This window comes from Novosphingobium sp. EMRT-2, assembly GCF_005145025.1.
In the GTDB taxonomy this organism is placed as follows: domain Bacteria; phylum Pseudomonadota; class Alphaproteobacteria; order Sphingomonadales; family Sphingomonadaceae; genus Novosphingobium.
Map to the genome: position 1 here is coordinate 2,505,593 of NZ_CP039695.1, position 18,360 is coordinate 2,523,952.

Genomic DNA, 18,360 nt, shown 5'->3' on the forward strand with positions numbered 1-18,360 from the left:
CCCCTCCCGCAAGCGGGAGGGGGATAAAGGAAGAAGACATGAACGACCTGACCAAATTCACCAACCAGCTCGCCAAGCCCGAGACCTTCGACCAGATCCAGATCGGTCTCGCTTCGCCCGAGCGCATCCGCTCCTGGTCCTTCGGCGAGATCAAGAAGCCGGAAACGATCAACTACCGCACGTTCAAGCCCGAGCGCGACGGCCTGTTCTGCGCGCGCATCTTCGGTCCGGTGAAGGACTACGAGTGCCTGTGCGGCAAGTACAAGCGCATGAAGTACAAGGGCGTCGTCTGCGAAAAGTGCGGCGTCGAAGTCACCGTCACCAAGGTGCGCCGCGAGCGCATGGGCCACATCGAGCTGGCCGCCCCGGTCGCGCACATCTGGTTCCTGAAGTCGCTGCCCTCGCGCATCGGCCTGCTGCTGGACATGCAGCTCAAGCAGCTTGAGCGCATCCTCTACTTCGAAAGCTACGTCGTGATCGAGCCGGGCATCACCCCGCTTGAACGCTACCAGCTGCTGACCGAGGACGAACTGCTCGACGCGCAGGACGAATACGGCGAAGACGCGTTCAGCGCCGGCATCGGCGCCGAAGCGGTCAAGCAGATGCTGATCGACCTCGACCTCGAACAGGAACGCAAGGACCTGATGGAGGAGCTCGCCACCACCAAGAGCGAGCTGAAGCCCAAGAAGATCATCAAGCGCCTCAAGGTCGTGGAATCGTTCATCGATTCGGGCAACCGCCCGGAATGGATGATCCTCGACGTGGTGCCGGTCATTCCGCCGGAACTGCGCCCGCTGGTGCCGCTGGACGGCGGCCGCTTCGCGACCTCGGACCTCAACGATCTCTACCGTCGCGTCATCAACCGTAACAACCGCCTCAAGCGCCTGATCGAGCTGCGCGCGCCCGACATCATCGTGCGCAACGAAAAGCGCATGCTGCAGGAAGCGGTGGACGCGCTGTTCGACAACGGCCGCCGCGGCCGCGTCATCACCGGCGCCAACAAGCGTCCGCTGAAGTCGCTGTCCGACATGCTCAAGGGCAAGCAGGGCCGCTTCCGCCAGAACCTGCTCGGCAAGCGCGTCGACTATTCGGGCCGTTCGGTCATCGTGACCGGCCCCGAACTCAAGCTGCACCAGTGCGGGCTGCCCAAGAAGATGGCGCTCGAACTGTTCAAGCCGTTCATCTACGCCCGGCTCGACGCCAAGGGTCTCTCGATGACCCTGAAGCAGGCGAAGAAGTGGGTCGAGAAGGAACGCAAGGAAGTCTGGGACATCCTGGACGAGGTGATCCGCGAACACCCGGTGATGCTGAACCGCGCGCCGACGCTGCACCGCCTTGGCATCCAGGCGTTCGAGCCGGTGCTGATCGAGGGCAAGGCGATCCAGCTGCACCCGCTGGTCTGCTCGGCCTTCAACGCCGACTTCGACGGTGACCAGATGGCCGTCCACGTGCCGCTTTCGCTGGAAGCCCAGCTCGAAGCGCGCGTGCTGATGATGTCGACCAACAACATCCTCAGCCCCGCCAACGGCAAGCCGATCATCGTGCCGTCGCAGGACATGGTGCTGGGCCTCTACTACCTGTCGATGGACCGCAAGGGCGAACCCGGCGAAGGCATGATGCTGGCCGACATGGCCGAAGTGCACCAGGCGCTGCACGCCGGTGCCGTGACCATGCACTCCAAGATCATCGCGCGCGTGCCGCAGACGGACGAGAGCGGTCAGCAGTACCTCAAGCGGTACGAGACCACGCCGGGCCGCATGCTGATCGGCGAATGCCTGCCCAAGAGCCACACGGTTCCCTTCGAGCTGGTCAACCGCCTGCTCACCAAGAAGGAAATCGCGGACGTCATCGACCAGGTCTATCGCCACACCGGCCAGAAGGAGACCGTGCTGTTCGCCGACGCGATCATGAGCCTCGGCTTCCGCAACGCGTTCAAGGCGGGCATCTCGTTCGGCAAGGACGACATGATCATCCCCGACAGCAAGGATGCGCTGGTCAACGAAACCAAGGAACTGGTGGCCGATTACGAGCAGCAGTACCAGGACGGCCTGATCACGCAGCAGGAAAAGTACAACAAGGTCATCGACGCCTGGAGCCGTTGCGGCGACCAGGTGGCGAACGCCATGATGGACGAAATCCGCGCGACCCCGGTGGACGAGCACGGCCGCGAAAAGCCGGTCAACTCGATCTACATGATGTCGCACTCCGGCGCGCGTGGTTCGCCGACGCAGATGAAGCAGCTTGCGGGCATGCGCGGCCTGATGGCCAAGCCTTCGGGCGAGATCATCGAAACGCCGATCATCTCGAACTTCAAGGAAGGCCTGACCGTCCTTGAATACTTCAACTCGACGCACGGCGCCCGCAAGGGTCTGGCCGACACCGCGCTCAAGACGGCGAACTCGGGCTACCTGACCCGCCGTCTGGTCGACGTGTCGCAGGACTGCGTGGTGATCATCGACGATTGCGGCACCGAACGGGCGCTGGAAATGCGCGCGATCGTGCAGGGCGGTACGACGATCGCCTCGCTGGGCGAACGCATCCTCGGCCGCACGCTGGCCGAAGACCTGATCGAGGCGAAGACGGGTGCTGTCATCGTCGAGAAGGGCACGCTGCTGGACGAGCCGGCGGTGGCGAAGATCGAGGCGGCGGGCGTCCAGTCCGCGCGCATCCGTTCGCCGCTGATCTGCGAAGCGCAGCAGGGCGTGTGCGGCAAGTGCTATGGCCGTGACCTCGCACGCGGTACGCCGGTCAACATCGGCGAGGCGGTGGGCGTCATCGCCGCGCAGTCGATCGGCGAGCCGGGCACGCAGCTGACCATGCGTACCTTCCACATCGGTGGCGCGGCGCAGCTCAACGAACAGTCGCACCTCGAGGCGATCTGCGACGGCACCGTGCAGTACCGCGACATCCCGACGATCACGGACAGCCGTGGCCGCCGCCTGTCGCTGGCCCGCAACGGCGAAATCGTGGTGATGGACACCGAAGGCCGCGAGCGCGCCATGCACCGCGTGCCCTATGGTACGCACCTGCTGCACGAGAACGGCGCGATCATCAGCCAGGGCGATCGCCTGGCCGAATGGGATCCGTTCACCACGCCGGTCATCACCGAAAAGCCGGGTATCGTGCGCTACCAGGACCTGATCGACGGCCGCACGCTGACCGAGCAGGTCGACGAGGCGACCGGCATCGCGCAGCGCGTGGTGACCGAAAACCGCGCCGGCGGGCGGGCCAAGAAGGACGATCTCCGTCCGCGCCTGACCCTGCTGGACGAGAACTCGGGCGAAGCCGCGCGCTACATGCTCGCGGTGGGCACGACGCTCTCGGTGGAGGACGGCCAGGAGGTCAACGCCGGCGACATTCTCGCCCGCGCCAGCCGCGAAGCCGCCAAGACCCGCGACATCACGGGCGGTCTGCCGCGCGTGGCCGAGCTGTTCGAGGCGCGCAAGCCCAAGGACAACTCGATCATCGCCAAGATCGCGGGCCGGATCGAATTCGTCCGCGACTACAAGGCCAAGCGCAAGATCGCGATCATCCCGGAAGAGGGTGAACCGGTCGAGTACCTGGTGCCCAAGAGCCGCGTGATCGACGTTCAGGAAGGCGACTACGTCAAGAAGGGCGACAACCTGATCTCCGGTTCGCCGGACCCGCACGACATTCTCGAAGTCCTCGGTGTCGAGGCGCTGGCGGAATACCTCGTCGCGGAAATCCAGGAAGTCTACCGCTTGCAGGGCGTGAAGATCAACGACAAGCACATCGAGGTGATCGTTCGCCAGATGCTGCAGAAGGTGGAAATCACCGATGGCGGCGATACCACCCTGCTGCCGGGCGAGCAGGTCGATCTCGAAGAGATGAACGAAGTCAACGGCAAGCTGGAAGCGGGCCTGCGCCCGGCGGAAGGCAAGCCGGTGCTGCTGGGCATCACCAAGGCCAGCCTGCAGACGCGTTCGTTCATCTCCGCCGCGTCGTTCCAGGAAACCACCCGCGTGCTGACGCAGGCGGCGGTCGAAGGAAAGCGCGACAGCCTGATCGGCCTAAAGGAAAACGTCATCGTCGGCCGTCTCATCCCCGCCGGTACCGGCGCGGGCATGAACCGCCTGCGCGTGGCCGCTTCCAGCCGCGATGCCGCGCTCCGCGCGTCCTATCGCAAGCTGCAGGAATCGCTGATCGCGCCGGAAACGGCGGCCGAGGAACATGCCGCCGAACTGGCGCAGGGTCCCGAAGCGGCGATCGGCAACGATCCGCTGGCGGCGGTCGAGGGTGAAACCCACGGCACCGACGCGGACGCCGGCGAATACCTGATCGAAGGCGACGAGGCGTAAGCTCTCGCGCCTTTGCGGGCACGGACAGAAAAGCCCCGCCGGAGCGATCCGGCGGGGCTTTTTCGTGCGGGAACGACCGTGCGCGCTCTTGTGGCGCCTATTGCGCGCAGGCCATCCGCTCCAGCGCGGCGAAGGCGGCAAGTGCGCCGGGATCGGCGAACGGTGCCAACTGGGCCAGGATCACGCCGGCGATGTCGCGCGCGGGATCGATCCAGTAATAGCAGTTGAGAATGCCGGCCCAGTGCAGGCTACCAGGAGAGCGGCCCGCCGGCCCCGTCTCGGTATTCACGAGGAAGCCGCCCAGCGTCCAGCCGCCGCGCTGCCCGGGCAGCGGATCAAAGGCCGTGGCGAGCTGGGGCAGGGCGCTGGTCAGCACGCCGGCGGATAGCGATGGGGACAGCGCGTCCGCGCGCATCAGCCGCGCCGTTTCCGGCGAGACCACGCGCACGCCGTCCAGCTCGCCACCGCGCAGCACCATGCGCAGGAACCGCGCATAGTCGGATGCGGTGGAGGAAAGGCCGCCGCCGCCGCTTTGATAGCTGCCGGCGCCCAGCACCATCGGCACCGTCACGAACCCGCGGTCGGCGTCGCGGGCATGGACCTGCGTTGCGTTCGCGGGAAGATCGCTGTGGAAGCGCGTGGCGCTCATGCCCAGCGGGCCGGTCAGTTCGCGATCGAACCAGTCCTGCAAGGCCATGCCCGAAACCGCCTCCACGGCGAGGCCCACCCAGTCGGTGCCGGTGCCGTACTGCCACTGCGTGCCGGGATCGAACAGCAGCGGCAGGCGCAGGCTTTCGCGGCTGCCGGGCGCGGTCTTGGGGCCGGCCTTGGCGCAGCGCAGCAGGGTTTCGTCCATGAAGGTATAGCCGCAGCCGGCGGTGTGGAGCAGCAGGTGGCGCAATGTGACCGGCACGCGTGCCGCGCGCAGCATGGGCTGGCCGGCTTTGTCGAACCCTTCCAGCACCGGCAGATCGGCCAGATCGGGCAGGATCGCGCCGATCGGCGCATCGAGGTCTAGCTGACCGCGTTCGACCAGTTGCAGCGCGGCGGTGGAGGTGAGCGCCTTGGTCATCGAGGCGATCTGGAAGAGCGTGTCTTCCCGCATCGGCACGCCGGCCACCGCGTCGGCCATGCCGAAGGCGCGCAGGTAGCGGGTTCCGGTGCTGTCGGTGACCAGCGCCACCGCGCCGGGCAGGTTTGCGGCGGCGAGCGCCGCCTCGAATTCCATCGCGCCGTTCATGCAGGTCCTCTCCCTTTGCGCGTCACGGTGGCCCAGACGGACAAAGGGTGCAAGAACCGATGAAAGCGGCGATCAGTGCTTGTTGCGGTGCTCGCCGCGCACCCAGCGCACGGTGCCCGACGCGGCGCGCATCACCACGCTGTCGGTGGTCATCACGCCGTCCTTGCGGACTTTCACGCCCTTCAGCAACGATCCGTCGGTCACGCCGGTCGCCGCGAAGATGCAATCGCCCTTGGCCAGTTCCTTGAGATCGTAGATCTTGTTCAGATCCTCGATGCCCCACTTGCGTGCGCGGGCCTTCTCGTCCTCGTTGCGGAACAGCAGGCGGCCCTTGAACTGGCCGCCGACGCAGCGCAGCGCGGCTGCCGCCAGCACGCCTTCGGGCGCGCCGCCGGTGCCCATGTACAGGTCGATGCCGGTGTCCTCGTTGGTCACCGCGATCACCCCGGCCACGTCCCCATCGGGAATCAGGTGGATGCCGCAGCCCAGACCGCGCAGTTCGGCGATGATATCGGCATGGCGCGGGCGATCGAGCACGCAGACCGTGATGTCGCACGGCGCCACGCCCTTGGCGTCGGCCACCGCCTTCACGTTCTCGCTAACGCTCTTGGCCAGATCGATGATGCCTTCGGCATAGCCCGGCCCCACGGCCAGCTTTTCCATGTAGACGTCGGGCGCGTTGAGCAGGCCGCCTTCCTCGGCGGCGGCGAGCACGGCCAGCGCATTGGGGCCAGCCTTGGCGGTGATCGTCGTGCCTTCCAGCGGATCGAGCGCGATGTCGATCTTCGGCCCCTTGTCGGGCGCGGCGCCAACCTTTTCGCCGATATAGAGCATCGGCGCCTCGTCGCGCTCGCCCTCGCCGATCACGACGGTGCCGTCCATGTAGAGTTCGTTGAACGCGATGCGCATCGCTTCCACGGCGGCGGCATCGGCAGCCTTTTCATCGCCCCGGCCGATCAGCTTGGCGGCGCCGATCGCGGCGGCTTCGGTCACGCGGACCATTTCCAGGACGAGAACGCGATCTAGTACCTTGGAGGGGACGGGCTTTGCGGTAGATTGGCTGCTCACGTTAACTCCTGATTCAGGCTGCGCAGTCGAATGCGATGGCCCTAGACGCGAGGGACAGGTCTTGTCGAGAATAGCTTTGCTGTTCCTGCCCATATTGGCACTGCCGGCCGTTTTTTCTTCGCCGGTTCTTGCGCAGAATGCCGCTTCCGAAGCCGACAGGCGGGTTCAACAGGCGATCGATACGCAGAAGGAGCAGGTTGATCTGCGCCGTCCCGAGTGTCGCCCCCGCTCGCGCATTCCGGGCCAGATCGTTGTGTGCGGCGATGCCGAGCGCAACGAGAAGGAGCGCCTGCCCAACCGCGACCAGACCGACACCGCGCGTTCCACCAACGATGGCCTGCCGCGCGCACCCAACGTCAGCGGATTGCCGGATTGCTCGCGCGGGTGCATCCGCGTGGGCAAGGTGCCCGCGCCGGTCTATTACTTCGACATCACGGCGTTGCCCGAACCGCCGAAGGGGTCCGACGCCGAGAAGATCGCCAACGGTGAGATCCCGGCGCCCTGAAAGTGCCTGCCTGAGGCGGTTATTCGCCGAGAATGTGCATGACCAGCGGGGCTTCGGCCAGGCTGGGCGAACCTTCGAGCAGGCGCAGCGCTTCGGCAATCCCGCTTTCCGGCCCTTCGTGGGTGACCATCGCGACGAGGACCTGCCCGGCGCCCGGCGCATCGCCGGCCACGCCGCGCCCCTTCTGGATCATGCTCTCGATGGAGACGCCGGCATCGCGCATCGCCGCGGTGATTTCCGCGAGCACGCCGGGCCGGTCGGCCACGGTGAAGCGCAGATAGGCGCGGCCGCTACGATGGCCGCTGGCGGCCGGCGTGGCAGGGTCCAGTTCCGCCACGGGAATCGAGAACGGCGCGCCGATGTCTCCGCGCGCGATGTCGATCAGATCGGCGACGACGGCGCTGGCGGTCGGGCCATCGCCCGCGCCCGCGCCCTGGAACAGCAGTGGCCCGGCGAAGTTGCCTTCGACCACGACCGCATTGGTCGCGCCATCGACATGGGCCAGCGGATGATCGCGGTGGACAAGGTGGGGGTGCACGCGCTGGAACAGGCGGCGGTTGCCATCGGCATCCACGTCTGTTTCGGCCATGCCGATCAGGCGGATGTAGTATCCCAGCGCGTCGGCCTGCGCGATGTCGGCGGCCAGCACGCGACGGATGCCGGTGGCGATGACCGACTGGAAATCGATCGCGGTGCCGAACGCGACGCTGGCCAGGATCGACAGCTTGTGCGCGGCGTCGATGCCGTCGATGTCGAACGTGGGATCGGCTTCGGCATAGCCCTTGGCCTGCGCTTCGGCGAGCACGTCGGCAAAGTCGCGCCCGGTGTCCTCCATGGTCGAGAGGATGTAGTTGCAAGTGCCGTTGAGAATGCCATAGACGCGCTGGATCGCGTTGGCGGCGGCGCCTTCCTTCAGTCCCTTGATCACCGGGATGCCGCCGGCGACGGCCGCTTCGAACTTCAGCGCGGCTTTCGCGGCTTCGGCGCGTGTCGCCAGTTCGATGCCGTGGTGCGCGATCATCGCCTTGTTGGCGGTGACCAGCGCCTTGCCCGCTTCGAACGTGGTGCGCGCCAGCGCCAGCGCCGGGCCATCCGCCCCGCCGACCAGCTCGACCACCACGTCGACATCGGGCCGTTCGCCCAGGATCACCATGTCGTCTTCCCAGTGGTAGCCGGAAAGATCGACGCCCCGGTCCTTGCTGCGGTTGCGCGCGCTGACGGCGGTGATCACGATGGGCCGCCCGGCGCGGCGCGCGATGATCTCCGCATTGGTCTCGATCAGCCGGATCACCCCGCCGCCGACAGTGCCCAGTCCGGCCAGCGCGATGCGCAAGGGTTCGCTCATGGTATCCCCATCCTCAGGTTTCGGCTCGCGCCCTAGGCGGGGTGGACAAATTCCGCAACGCCGAACAGGGCGCGGACAGCGTCGGGAATGCGCTGCGGCTGGCCGGTTTCGAGATCGACGTGCACCTGCACCAGCTCGATCGCCGAACGCAGCGTCGCGTCATCGCCGGTGCCGTGCAGTTCGATATGCGTGACCATGCTGCTGTTGCCGAAACGCCCGGCCCAGATGCGCCCTTCGATCAACTCGTCGGGGCGGATGGGCGCGCGGTAATCGACGGTCGCCCGCGCCACATGCACTTCGAACGACCCCTCGCCGACGCTCTTGACGCCCAGCGCCCGCCAGAACTCGCTGATCAGGACATCCGCGTACTCCAGGTAGCGCGAATTGAAGACGACGCCCTGCTGGTCGCACTCGGCATAGCGGACGCGGAAGGTGTGGCGGAATGGCGTGTCGCGATCGTAAGGCATGGCCGCCTTCTAGCCGCGCGCGACCTGTCGGCAAGCCTCAACATGGGCTCCTTATTGGCGGCTGCGCGTGCAGGGGCCAAGGTCCGCCAGCACCAGCGCATAGTCCTCCGCGGCCGCGCGCCGGTCCGCCGGCGATCCGGAAAGGTTGGCCTGCGGCGGCAACGCGGGGGGAAGGAAACAGGCGAGCCGATACCAGGCCAGCGTTTCCTTCGCCGGCGGTCGCGCGGACTGGTCCACGATTTCGGTGAAGCTCACGCCCCAGCGCGTCGGTTCGCCGGGGCGGCGCAGGATCGAGATGGAAACCGGCGCGCCATTCGCGGTGGCGAGGAAAAGCTGCGTTTCGCCTTCGCCCACCAGATTGCCGGGCACGTGCAGCGCCTCGCGCAACCTCGTGATCGTCGGCGGCGCGTCGGGCGCGACGAGCGCGGTCAGGATCGAGCGGGTGGTCGCTTCGACCGCGGGCGTGGCCGGAATGATCGCATCGGGCGCGACAAGCCGCAGCTCGCCGGGCCGGCCAGGCACCGCCTGCGCGAAGAGAATGACCTGCGTTTTCTTGAGTTTGGGCGCTTTCCCCAGCGCATCGAGCGGGACGTCGGCCAGAAACCGCAGCGATTCGCCCAGATCGGACCCAATCAGGACGGCGGTGGTGCGGGCTTCCAGATAGACGCGGATGTGGCCGGGCGCCACGTCGGGCGCCTGTTCGGGCTTCAGCGCCGCCATCTTCGTCACTTCCGCGCGCGCGACGATGCGCGCCGGTACCGCCAGATCGGCCAGATCGGCATACGTCGCGGTAACCGGAAAGGCGGTGCGAATCGGCGGTTGAGCCGGGGTTTGCGATAGGGCAGGGGTGGTCAGGCCGGCCAGCGCGAGGGCCGCGGCAAGCGCTGGCGCGCGGAACGGGATGGGGGGCATGGGTGGTCCTTCCGCTGTGATCGGGTGCGTCGGTTTTTTCCGGATTTTCAGACAGTGCAACCGTGAATCGAACCTTAACCGGAAAAGCATTTGCGCGCCTTTGCCTTCGGCGTTAAAGCTCGCCCCGTTCGGGCAATGCTGAAAACACAAGTCCGAGATGCCGCCGCCGGGCTCCTTGCGCCCGATGTCGGCGGTAACCGGGTTGCCGGCAGGGTGGATTGAATTCTATTGGTTTGGCCAGTCGGATGGAACGGTGATTCTGTCCGAAGGCTCTGCTTTGGCCTGAATTTGGTGCACCGGGGGGTGCGTCGGTTCGGGACCGGGGTGGACGATCATGGAGTATTGGAGCTGAATGGCATACGCTGACCAACAGATGAGCGGTAACAAGATCACCGCGCTCATCATCGTCGCGATCCTTCATGTCGTCGTTGGCTATGCGCTGGTGAGCGGGCTGGCGTACTCGGCGTTCAAGAAGGTGAAAGAGGTGACCTCGGCGGTCAAGATCGAGGAAGACAAGCCGCCGGAGGAACCGCCGCCTCCGCCGCCGAAGCAGGATACGCCGCCGCCGCCGATCGTGGCTCCGCCGCCGCCGATCAGCTTCAACGCGCCGGCACCGCAGGTCCAGGCCGTTACCACGCCGCCGCCAGTGGCTGCTCCGGCGCCCGTCGTGCTGCCGCCGGCTCCCGCCGCGCCGCCGCCGCCTCCGCCGCCGCGGTTCCAGCCCAAGGGCGCCGCGCCGAAGGGCAACCCTGGCAGCTGGGCGACGTCCAACGACTATCCGTCGCGCGCGCTGCGTGAAGAACGCGAAGGCGTCACGGGTTTCCGTGTCACCGTGGGCACCGACGGCAAGGTGGTCGATTGTCAGATCACCAAGTCGAGCGGCAGCCCCGATCTGGACGAAGCGACCTGCGCGAACGTCCGTCGTCGCGCGCGCTTCAATCCGGCCACCGATGGCGAGGGCAATCCGACCACGGGTAGCTACGCAAACTCGATCCGCTGGGTCATTCCGAAGGATTGATCCGGCCGGCCCGGGGAAGTTTTGAAATAGCGATCTCCGCGATCATCAGCCTTTTCGCACTTTGACTTGATTTTGAGAGGAAGACCCGAATGTTTATCCAGACTCTCGCCGCTGCGGCCACCGATGCCGCGCCGCAGAACAAGTTCGGCTTCGTCGAAGCCCTTCAGGCCGGCGGTTTCATTTCCTACGCCACCGTCGTGATCCTCGGCATCATGTCGTTCGGTTCGTTCTTCATCCTGTTCACGAAGTTCTTCGAACAGCAGAAGATCCTGGGCCAGTACAAGGGCATCGCCGGCTTCTGGCGCGCCGCTTCGCTGAAGGAAGGCGCCGCCAAGCTCGAAAAGAACTCGGCCTGGCGCCAGGTCGTCGACGACGGTATCGCCGCCGACGAACAGGTTTCGAAGATGGACGCCACCGAAGCCCATGACTGGCTGCACGGTTCGCTCGCCCGCTCGGAAGCGTCGATCAACGCCAAGCTCGCTGGCGGCCTGCCGTTCCTCGCCACCGTGGGTGCTACCGCGCCGTTCATCGGTCTGTTCGGTACCGTCGTCGGCATCTATCGCGCCCTGATCGCGATCGGTCTCGCCGGTTCGGCCTCGATCGACAAGGTCGCGGGTCCGGTCGGTGAAGCTCTGATCATGACCGCGCTGGGTCTGCTCGTCGCCGTTCCGGCCGTGCTTGCCTACAACTACCTGCAGAGCCGCAACAAGCGCGTTGCCGAACTGCTGACCGGCTTCAGCACCGACGTTCTCGCGAACCTCGCCTCGAAGGGCGTGGTGAAGCCGGCTCTTCCGGCCGCTCCCGCTGCCAAGCCGGCCGCTCCGGCCGCTGCGGCTCCGGTCAAGAAGTAATCGAAAGCCGGGACCGGCGGTTCGCCGCCGGTCCTGTCCGGAACACGGGTCTTGCCGGAGGCCCAGGTTGGCGGGAAGCCGCCAGCCGAACCTCCGGTCCTCCCGTGGCTCAAATCGGATAGGATGTAACCAATGGCAATGTCTGTAGGTGGCGGCGGCGAAGAGCGCCCGATGTCGGACATCAACACCACGCCGCTCGTGGACGTGATGCTCGTGCTGCTGATCATCTTCCTCATCGCGGTGCCAGTCGCGATCCAGACGGTCGAAAAGCTGAAGGTTCCGATCCTTGTCTCCGAGGAATCGCAGAACAAGGTCGAAAACCTGATGCTCTCGGTCGTCTCCACGGATGCCGCGGGGCGCAGCCCCAAGGAGCCTGGCTACGAGGGTTCGACGCGTAACGGCCAGTGCCGCGTCTATTTCAACAATATCACGCCGGTGGACAACCAGGAGCTGTACAAGCAGGCTTTCGATCGCCTTGACGCGATCGTGAAGCGTGAAGGCGGCGCCGCCAACATGGACCCGGAAAAGATCCCCGAAGTGCACATTCGCGGCGACGTCAACGTTCCGTGGAAATGCATCGCCGGTGCGATCTACAACGTGCAGGCTGCGGGCTATCCCAAGGTCGGCTTCATCTCGACCCCGGTCGATCCGAACGGCTGACACAGGTCAGCCAACGGCCAAACCGGGCCAGAGAGCGAACAGGAGTAACTCCTTATGGCAATGAGCGGCGGCAAGGATGATGGCTCGCCGATGATGGAAATGAACACGACGCCGTTGATCGACGTCATGCTCGTTCTCCTCATCATGTTCATCATCACCATCCCCGTGGCCACCCACGCGGTCAACATCAACCTCCCGCAGGCAAGCCCGCCGAACCCGAACCAGACGGTCGATCCGGTCAAGAACAAGCTCGTTCTCACGACCGCCGGCCAGATCCTCTGGAACGGCGCGCCGACCACGGAAGGCCAGCTCGTCTCGCTGCTGTCGGCCACCAAGGCGATGAATCCGGAACCGGAACTGCAGTTCCAGCCGGAAGAATACGCCAGCTACGAGACCGCGAACCGGATCCTGAAGATCATCACGGATTCGAAGGTCACGAAGTTCGGCTTCGTCGGCAACGAGAACTTCGCCACCTTCCAGAAGGCCGGCGAATAAGCATCGCGCCCCTTGCGGGAACGAACGAGGTGGGACGGAGCAATCCGTCCCCCTTTGCGTTTGGGGGGAGGATCGCGGGCAAACGGTTGCGCGTGGAAAGCCCACCCCGCTGCGACTAACGCCGCCTGCGGCGACGCAAGTCTCGCCCCCCTCCCGCTTGCGGGAGGGACTGGGGGGGGAGGGGGACACTCTACGTTCGCAGCGTGTCAGACCGGCCGCATCGCGGCGGCGGCCAGCGTTTCGGCTTCGAGCAGCAATTCGTCGTCGGCCGCGCCGGCAGGCAGGCTCTCGCGGCCGATCATCACTATCACCGGCACCGCCATCGGGCTGACCCGATCGAGCCGGACATGGACGAGCTGCCCGGAGGCGCGTTCCAGCACGTCCGCAAGCCGGCCCACGTCGGTCAGCCGCGCCCGTGCGTCGGCCCAGGCGGCCTGGATCAGCACATGGTCCGGCTCGTACTTGCACAGCACGTCATAGATCAGGTCGGTCGAGAATGTGACCTGCCGGCCGCTCTTGCGGCCAGACCGGCCCTGGCCCGGCTGCTGCCGCTCGACCAGTCCGGAGATGACCGCCACCTCGCGAAACGCGCGCCGCAGCAGGTAGGAATTCTGCACCCATTCGACGAATTCGTGTGACAGGATGTCGGGGGAAAGCAGGCTGGCCGGATCGTTCACCGGCCGCAGGCCCCAGACCGCCAGCGAATAGTCGTTGGCCACGAAGCCCAGCGGCCCCAGCCCCTGATCCGCCATGCGCCGTGTGATCAGCATGCCCAGCGACTGGTTCGCGTTCCAGCCCTCGAACGTGTAATAGGTGGTGTAGTGCCGGCCGGCGTGGGGAAAGCTTTCGACCAGTAGCTCGCCCGGCCCGGGCAGGCGGCTGCGCCAATCCTGCATTTCCAGCCATTCGCGCACGTCATCCGGAAAGCGCGCCCACCCCGCGCGATCGACGATCATCGCGCGCACGCGGTCTGACAGGTGGGTGGTGAGCGGCATCCGCGCACCCATGTAGCTGGGGATGCGGCCCGACGCTTTCGCCGCGCGCACGATCAGATCGAGATCGCGCACGCTTTCGACTTCGAGGTCCATTCCGGCAAAGCGGAAGGTGTCGCCGGGGCTCAGCGTCGCGCCGAAGCCTTCCTCCACCCGCCCCAGCGATCGCCCGTTGCGGAAGCGCACTTCCAGCATTTCGGAATCGACGATGATGCCGGCGTTGATGCGGAACCGGGCGGCCTGTTCGGGATGCGCAAGCCGCCACGTGCCGTCCTTCCCGGCAACGATCCGCCGAAACCGGTCGTAGGCGCGCAGGGCGTAGCCGCCGGTGGCGACGAAGGCGAGCACGCGCGCCCAGATCGCCTCGTCTATCCAGGCATAGGCGGAGGAGGAGCGGACTTCGGCGAGCAGCGCGGCCTCGCCGAACGGCCCGGCGCAGGCGCAGGCCATGACGTGCTGCGCCAGCACGTCGAGCCCGCCCGCGCGGAACTCCTCGCCATCGCGCCGCCCTTCGCGCACCGCGTCCTGCGCGGCGGTGGCTTCCAGAAATTCAAAGCGGTTGCCGGGCACCAGCAGCGCGCGGCTCGGTTGATCCAGCCGATGGTTGGCGCGCCCGATCCGCTGCATCAGCCGCGACGATCCCTTGGGCGCGCCCATCTGCACGACCAGATCGACATCGCCCCAGTCGACGCCAAGGTCGAGGCTGGCGGTGGCGACGAGGGCGCGCAGCTCCCCCCGTGCCATCGCGCCTTCCACCTTGCGCCGCGCTTCCTTCGATAGCGACCCGTGGTGAATGCCGATCGGCAGGTGGTCCTCGTTGGCGTCCCACAGCTTCTCGAAAATGAACTCGGCCAGGAACCGCGTGTTGGTGAAGACCAGCGTGGTGCGATTGGCGCGGATCGCGTCCATAAGCTGTGGCACCGCCCACGCGGCGGCGTGCCCGCCCCAGGGAACGCGCTGCCCCTCCGGCAGCAGAATATCGACTTCGGGCTCCGCGCCCGATTCGCCCTCCACCAGCGTGACGGCCGTCGCATCGCCGCCTGGCGCCAGCCACCGCCGATAAGCGTCCGGATCGGCCACGGTGGCCGAAAGCGCGCTGCGGCGGAGCTGCGGGGCGATCGCCTGCAGCCTTGTCAACGCCAGCGCCAGCAGATCGCCGCGCTTGCCCGCGGCAAAGGCATGGATCTCGTCGATGACGATGCGCTGCAGGCCGGCGAACATCGTCTGCGCTTCGGGGTAGCTCAGCAGCAGCGATAGCGATTCGGGCGTGGTCAGCAGCACGTGCGGCGGACGGGCACGCTGGCGGGCCTTGCGCTCCGATGGCGTATCGCCGCTGCGCGTTTCGATGCGGATCGGCAGGCCGATCGCTTCCACCGGCGCCATGAGATTGCGCTGAACGTCGTGTGCCAGCGCCTTGAGTGGCGAGACGTAGAGCGTGTGGAGGCCGTCGGGAGGGGGCGATCCACCCAGCCGAGATGGGGTGAAGGCCGCCAGTGTCGGCAGGAAACCCGCCAGGGTCTTGCCCGCGCCGGTATCGGCGACGAGCAGGGCGTGGCGCCGCGAATCGTCGGCGGCGAGCATGTCGCACTGGTGCCGCCGCACGCGCCAGTTCCGCGTGGCGAACCATGCGCCGATTTCGGAGGGAATCGTGCCGCTATTCATCGTTGATATGTCGCACAATTTGTCCGGAACGGGCCAAAAAGGCGTAGCGGACTGAAATTTCAGGACTGACCTTCGCGTCCAAGCTCTCTATAATGTCCTGAATTGGAACAATGCGGGTCTGCGCGGAATTGCCGGAGCCGAGCCTCCATCCTGGTGTTGGCCCCGGTGGGGCGCTTCCGCCCGCGGAGGCGCCCCTTTCCGGACGCGTTGCGATCAAGGCAGCCCTGCTTCGCGCGCGACGCCCGATGCGGCGAGCTGCGCGTCGATCGCGTCCAGCAGGCGCGCCAGTCCCTCGGCATCGTCGCTTTCGGCCCGCGCGGTCAGCGCGGCCTGCGTGTTGGACGCGCGCAGCAGCCACCAGCCGTCGGGCGTGGTCACCCGCGCGCCATCGATGCTCTCGACAGTGGCGCCGCTCTGGCGCAGGCGCTCCATCACCTCCGCGATCACCGCGAACTTGCGCTCCTCCGCCACGGGAATGCGCAGCTCGGGCGTCGTGACGGATTCGGGCATCGCGCCGCGCAACGCGGTGACCGACCGGCCCAGCCGCACGGTGGCGGCGATCAGCCGGATCGCGGCGTAGAGCGCGTCGTCGAAGCCGAAGTAGCTATCCGCAAAGCAGATATGCCCGGTCATCTCGCCGCCCAGCGGCGCGCCGATTTCGGCCATGCGGGATTTGATCAGGCTGTGGCCGGTCTTCCACATATGGGCCTGTCCGCCCAGCGCGCGGATGCGTGCAAACAGGTGGTTGCTGGCCTTCACATCGGCCACGATCGCCGCTCCGGGGTGCTGTTGCAGCACGTCCTCGGCGAAGATCATCATCAACTGGTCGCCCCAGATCACGCGGCCGACGCTGTCGACCACGCCGATCCGGTCCCCGTCGCCGTCGAACGCCACGCCGAACTGCAATGCGTGCGCGGCCACGGCATCGCGCAGGTCGTCCAGATTGGCTTCCACGGTCGGGTCGGGATGGTGGTTGGGAAAGCGGCCGTCCACCGCGGTATGCAGGCAGACGTGAAAGCCGGGCAGCCGCTCCACCAGCCGGTCGATCACGGGGCCGGCGGCACCGTTGCCGGCATCCCAGCCGATCCGCAACCCGTCCAGCACGGCGGGATCGATGCCGTCGAGCGCGGCGAGCAGCGTGGCGACGTAGCTGTCGATCACCGTGGCGCGGGTGACTTGCCCCGTGCCCGCGGCATGGTTACCCGCCTGTGCCATGGAAGCAAGTTCCGCGATGGCTTCGCCAAAGAACGGGCGGCCCCGCAGCACGAACTTGAAGCCGTTCTGGTCGGCCGGATTGTGGCTGCCCGTCACCTGGATGCCGCCGGTTACGCCGTCCAGCGTCGCTTCGGCGAAATAGAGCATCGGGGTGGGGCACAACCCGATCCGCACGGCGTCGACGCCGGCGGAGAGCAATCCTTCGACTAGCGCCTGCTCCAGCGCGGGCGAACTCAGGCGGCCATCGCGGCCCACCACGATCCGCGCCGATGCGCCATGCGCTTCGGCTTCGGCCCGCGCGCGGGTTCCGAACGTCTGCCCTATGGCGCGGGCATCGGCTTCGCCCAGCGTTTGCCCGACGACGCCGCGAATGTCGTATTCGCGCAGGATGGAGGGGGGGAAGCGATGCGTCATCGCCCGCCGCCCCGGCGATTGGGCACCCGTGCGGGCGACGTCACCGCCGTTCCGCCAGCCGCCCGAGCAGAAGATCGCGCGCGGCGTTGGCTTCGTGCACCGCTTCCGCCGTGCCGCCACGATCCGGATGGACTTGCGCGATCCGGCGGCGATGCGCCTCGACGATATCGTCGCGCGAGGCTTGCGGGGGCACGCCCAGAAGGGCGCGCGCACGGGTTTCGGCACTGGCGCGCCCGCTGTCGCGCCACAGCTCCCATGGCCAGCGCCCGGCTAGCAATCGCACCGCGACGCTGACCAGGAACGCGAGCCAGATCAGTTTGATCATGCGGCGCTTTCCAGCGTCCCCGCATGGGCGGTGAGCGCGCCGGTCGGCATCGGCAGGTTGAGGCCCGCCACCAGCGAACGCAGTTCCTGTCGCGCTACGAGGTGGCTGGTGCCGAGTTCGCCGAGATGGCCCTTGTCCAGCAGCGTCAGCCCCGAGGGGAACAGTTCGCGGTAGATCACGCGCTCGGACAGGCCACTCGCGATGCGGAAGCCGACGCGCTTGGACAGTTCGACCAGCGCCTGATCGATGCGGCGCTGGTTGCGCGCCTCGATGTGCTGGGTGCGGTTGCGCACGACCACCCAGTCCATTTCGCGCCGCGCTTCGCGGATCGTGGTCATCGCGCGCTTCTTGCGGGCTTCCCAGATCAGTTCTGCATAGAACGAAAGGCGGCGGACCTTGAAGGTTTCCGCGTCCACCTGCCCGATCAGGTCGAAGTCCACGAAGCTGTCGTTGAGCGGCGTGACCAGCGTATCGGCACGGGTGGCGACGTGGCGGGCCAGCGGATCGTCACGCCCCGGAGTGTCGAACACGATGAAATCGGGCCCGGCGGAAAGCTGTTCGGTCAGCGCTTCAAGCTCATCGACATTGTCCCCGCCATAGACGGCGAACGTCGCCGTCGGCAGGTCGATCTGCCGGCGCTTCTGCGTTTCCGCGCGATTTTCCAGATAGCGGTGCAGCGTGCGCTGCCGCGCGTCGAGATCGATCGCCGCCACGCGTGCGCCCTGATAGGCGAGCGCCACCGCCACGTGCACGGCGGTGGTGGACTTCCCGGTGCCGCCCTTTTCGTTGGCGAAGACGATCCGGTGCGGACCTGCGGGCTGCTGCGGTGCGGGGGGCGGTGCTCCGATGGACAAGGAATGAACTCGCTGCTT

At 66.8% G+C, this 18,360-nt stretch carries 15 protein-coding genes; 6 read left to right on the top strand and 9 right to left on the bottom strand.

What is annotated here, in order from left to right; translation table 11 throughout:
- The first annotated feature begins 38 nt into the window (after positions 1-38).
- The gene (gene rpoC / locus FA702_RS12345) at positions 39-4,319 is read left to right on the top strand and encodes a DNA-directed RNA polymerase subunit beta' (protein ID WP_136956386.1); all 4,281 of its coding nucleotides are present in this window, start codon (positions 39-41) and stop codon (positions 4,317-4,319) included.
- Between the two features lie 97 nt (positions 4,320-4,416).
- Here rpoC and FA702_RS12350 read toward each other — a convergent pair whose 3' ends face one another.
- Both FA702_RS12350 and glpX read right to left on the bottom strand, forming a co-directional pair.
- Positions 4,417-5,559, bottom strand: coding sequence for a serine hydrolase (locus FA702_RS12350; protein WP_136956387.1), 1,143 nt, complete (start codon positions 5,557-5,559; stop codon positions 4,417-4,419).
- A 72-nt stretch (positions 5,560-5,631) separates the two neighbouring features.
- The gene (gene glpX, locus FA702_RS12355; RefSeq protein ID WP_233497391.1) at positions 5,632-6,561 is read right to left on the bottom strand and encodes a class II fructose-bisphosphatase; all 930 of its coding nucleotides are present in this window, start codon (positions 6,559-6,561) and stop codon (positions 5,632-5,634) included.
- A gap of 127 nt (positions 6,562-6,688) precedes the next feature.
- On the opposite strand from glpX, the gene FA702_RS12360 reads away from it, so the two are divergent.
- On the top strand, positions 6,689-7,132 hold the full coding sequence (locus FA702_RS12360; protein WP_136956389.1) for a hypothetical protein: 444 nt from the start codon (positions 6,689-6,691) through the stop codon (positions 7,130-7,132).
- Between the two features lie 19 nt (positions 7,133-7,151).
- Here the strand turns inward: FA702_RS12360 and FA702_RS12365 are convergent, their stop codons facing one another.
- The 3 genes from FA702_RS12365 to FA702_RS12375 are packed head-to-tail and all read right to left on the bottom strand — an operon-like array spanning position 7,152 to position 9,856.
- The gene (locus tag FA702_RS12365) at positions 7,152-8,477 is read right to left on the bottom strand and encodes a homoserine dehydrogenase (protein ID WP_136956390.1); all 1,326 of its coding nucleotides are present in this window, start codon (positions 8,475-8,477) and stop codon (positions 7,152-7,154) included.
- A gap of 32 nt (positions 8,478-8,509) precedes the next feature.
- Complete coding sequence (locus FA702_RS12370; RefSeq protein WP_136956391.1) at positions 8,510-8,944, bottom strand: thioesterase family protein; 435 nt, start codon at positions 8,942-8,944, stop codon at positions 8,510-8,512.
- A 51-nt stretch (positions 8,945-8,995) separates the two neighbouring features.
- Positions 8,996-9,856 (bottom strand): hypothetical protein, encoded by an 861-nt coding sequence (locus tag FA702_RS12375; protein ID WP_136956392.1) that lies wholly within the window; start codon positions 9,854-9,856, stop codon positions 8,996-8,998.
- 352 nt (positions 9,857-10,208) lie between these two features.
- Here FA702_RS12375 and FA702_RS12380 point away from each other — a divergent pair, with 352 nt between their 5' ends.
- From FA702_RS12380 to FA702_RS12395, 4 genes are all read left to right on the top strand, one after another.
- The gene (locus tag FA702_RS12380) at positions 10,209-10,874 is read left to right on the top strand and encodes an energy transducer TonB (RefSeq protein WP_136956393.1); all 666 of its coding nucleotides are present in this window, start codon (positions 10,209-10,211) and stop codon (positions 10,872-10,874) included.
- Between the two features lie 89 nt (positions 10,875-10,963).
- On the top strand, positions 10,964-11,725 hold the full coding sequence (locus FA702_RS12385) for a MotA/TolQ/ExbB proton channel family protein (RefSeq protein WP_136956394.1): 762 nt from the start codon (positions 10,964-10,966) through the stop codon (positions 11,723-11,725).
- Positions 11,726-11,857: 132 nt separating this feature from the next.
- Entirely contained in the window at positions 11,858-12,385 is a 528-nt protein-coding gene (locus FA702_RS12390) for a biopolymer transporter ExbD (protein WP_136956395.1), read from the top strand.
- Between the two features lie 54 nt (positions 12,386-12,439).
- Positions 12,440-12,880: a biopolymer transporter ExbD gene (locus tag FA702_RS12395; RefSeq protein WP_136956396.1), complete on the top strand. Its 441-nt coding sequence runs from the start codon at positions 12,440-12,442 to the stop codon at positions 12,878-12,880.
- Positions 12,881-13,086: 206 nt separating this feature from the next.
- On the opposite strand, the gene FA702_RS12400 is transcribed toward FA702_RS12395, so the two are convergent.
- From FA702_RS12400 to FA702_RS12415, 4 genes are all read right to left on the bottom strand, one after another.
- Entirely contained in the window at positions 13,087-15,534 is a 2,448-nt protein-coding gene (locus FA702_RS12400; RefSeq protein WP_136956397.1) for a ligase-associated DNA damage response DEXH box helicase, read from the bottom strand.
- Positions 15,535-15,747: 213 nt separating this feature from the next.
- Entirely contained in the window at positions 15,748-17,163 is a 1,416-nt protein-coding gene (gene pgmG, locus FA702_RS12405; protein ID WP_136956398.1) for a phosphoglucomutase/phosphomannomutase PgmG, read from the bottom strand.
- Positions 17,164-17,203: 40 nt separating this feature from the next.
- Positions 17,204-17,488 (bottom strand): molecular chaperone DnaJ, encoded by a 285-nt coding sequence (locus FA702_RS12410; RefSeq protein WP_136956399.1) that lies wholly within the window; start codon positions 17,486-17,488, stop codon positions 17,204-17,206.
- Positions 17,485-18,336 carry a division plane positioning ATPase MipZ gene (locus tag FA702_RS12415; RefSeq protein ID WP_136957392.1) on the bottom strand — a complete coding sequence of 284 codons (852 nt, stop codon included), beginning with the start codon at positions 18,334-18,336 and terminating at the stop codon, positions 17,485-17,487. The genes FA702_RS12410 and FA702_RS12415 overlap by 4 nt, the downstream gene beginning before the upstream one ends.
- Positions 18,337-18,360 lie beyond the last annotated feature (24 nt).

Bases quoted from the DNA above. Each gene is read 5' to 3' on its own strand.
- rpoC (WP_136956386.1), top strand. From the start codon at position 39: ATGAACGACCTGACCAAATTCACCAACCAGCTCGCCAAGCCCGAGACC.
- FA702_RS12350 (WP_136956387.1), bottom strand. From the start codon at position 5,559: ATGAACGGCGCGATGGAATTCGAGGCGGCGCTCGCCGCCGCAAACCTG.
- glpX (WP_233497391.1), bottom strand. From the start codon at position 6,561: ATGGTCCGCGTGACCGAAGCCGCCGCGATCGGCGCCGCCAAGCTGATC.
- FA702_RS12365 (WP_136956390.1), bottom strand. From the start codon at position 8,477: ATGAGCGAACCCTTGCGCATCGCGCTGGCCGGACTGGGCACTGTCGGC.
- FA702_RS12370 (WP_136956391.1), bottom strand. From the start codon at position 8,944: ATGCCTTACGATCGCGACACGCCATTCCGCCACACCTTCCGCGTCCGC.
- FA702_RS12375 (WP_136956392.1), bottom strand. From the start codon at position 9,856: ATGCCCCCCATCCCGTTCCGCGCGCCAGCGCTTGCCGCGGCCCTCGCG.
- FA702_RS12380 (WP_136956393.1), top strand. From the start codon at position 10,209: ATGGCATACGCTGACCAACAGATGAGCGGTAACAAGATCACCGCGCTC.
- FA702_RS12385 (WP_136956394.1), top strand. From the start codon at position 10,964: ATGTTTATCCAGACTCTCGCCGCTGCGGCCACCGATGCCGCGCCGCAG.
- FA702_RS12390 (WP_136956395.1), top strand. From the start codon at position 11,858: ATGGCAATGTCTGTAGGTGGCGGCGGCGAAGAGCGCCCGATGTCGGAC.
- FA702_RS12395 (WP_136956396.1), top strand. From the start codon at position 12,440: ATGGCAATGAGCGGCGGCAAGGATGATGGCTCGCCGATGATGGAAATG.
- FA702_RS12400 (WP_136956397.1), bottom strand. From the start codon at position 15,534: ATGAATAGCGGCACGATTCCCTCCGAAATCGGCGCATGGTTCGCCACG.
- pgmG (WP_136956398.1), bottom strand. From the start codon at position 17,163: ATGACGCATCGCTTCCCCCCCTCCATCCTGCGCGAATACGACATTCGC.
- FA702_RS12410 (WP_136956399.1), bottom strand. From the start codon at position 17,488: ATGATCAAACTGATCTGGCTCGCGTTCCTGGTCAGCGTCGCGGTGCGA.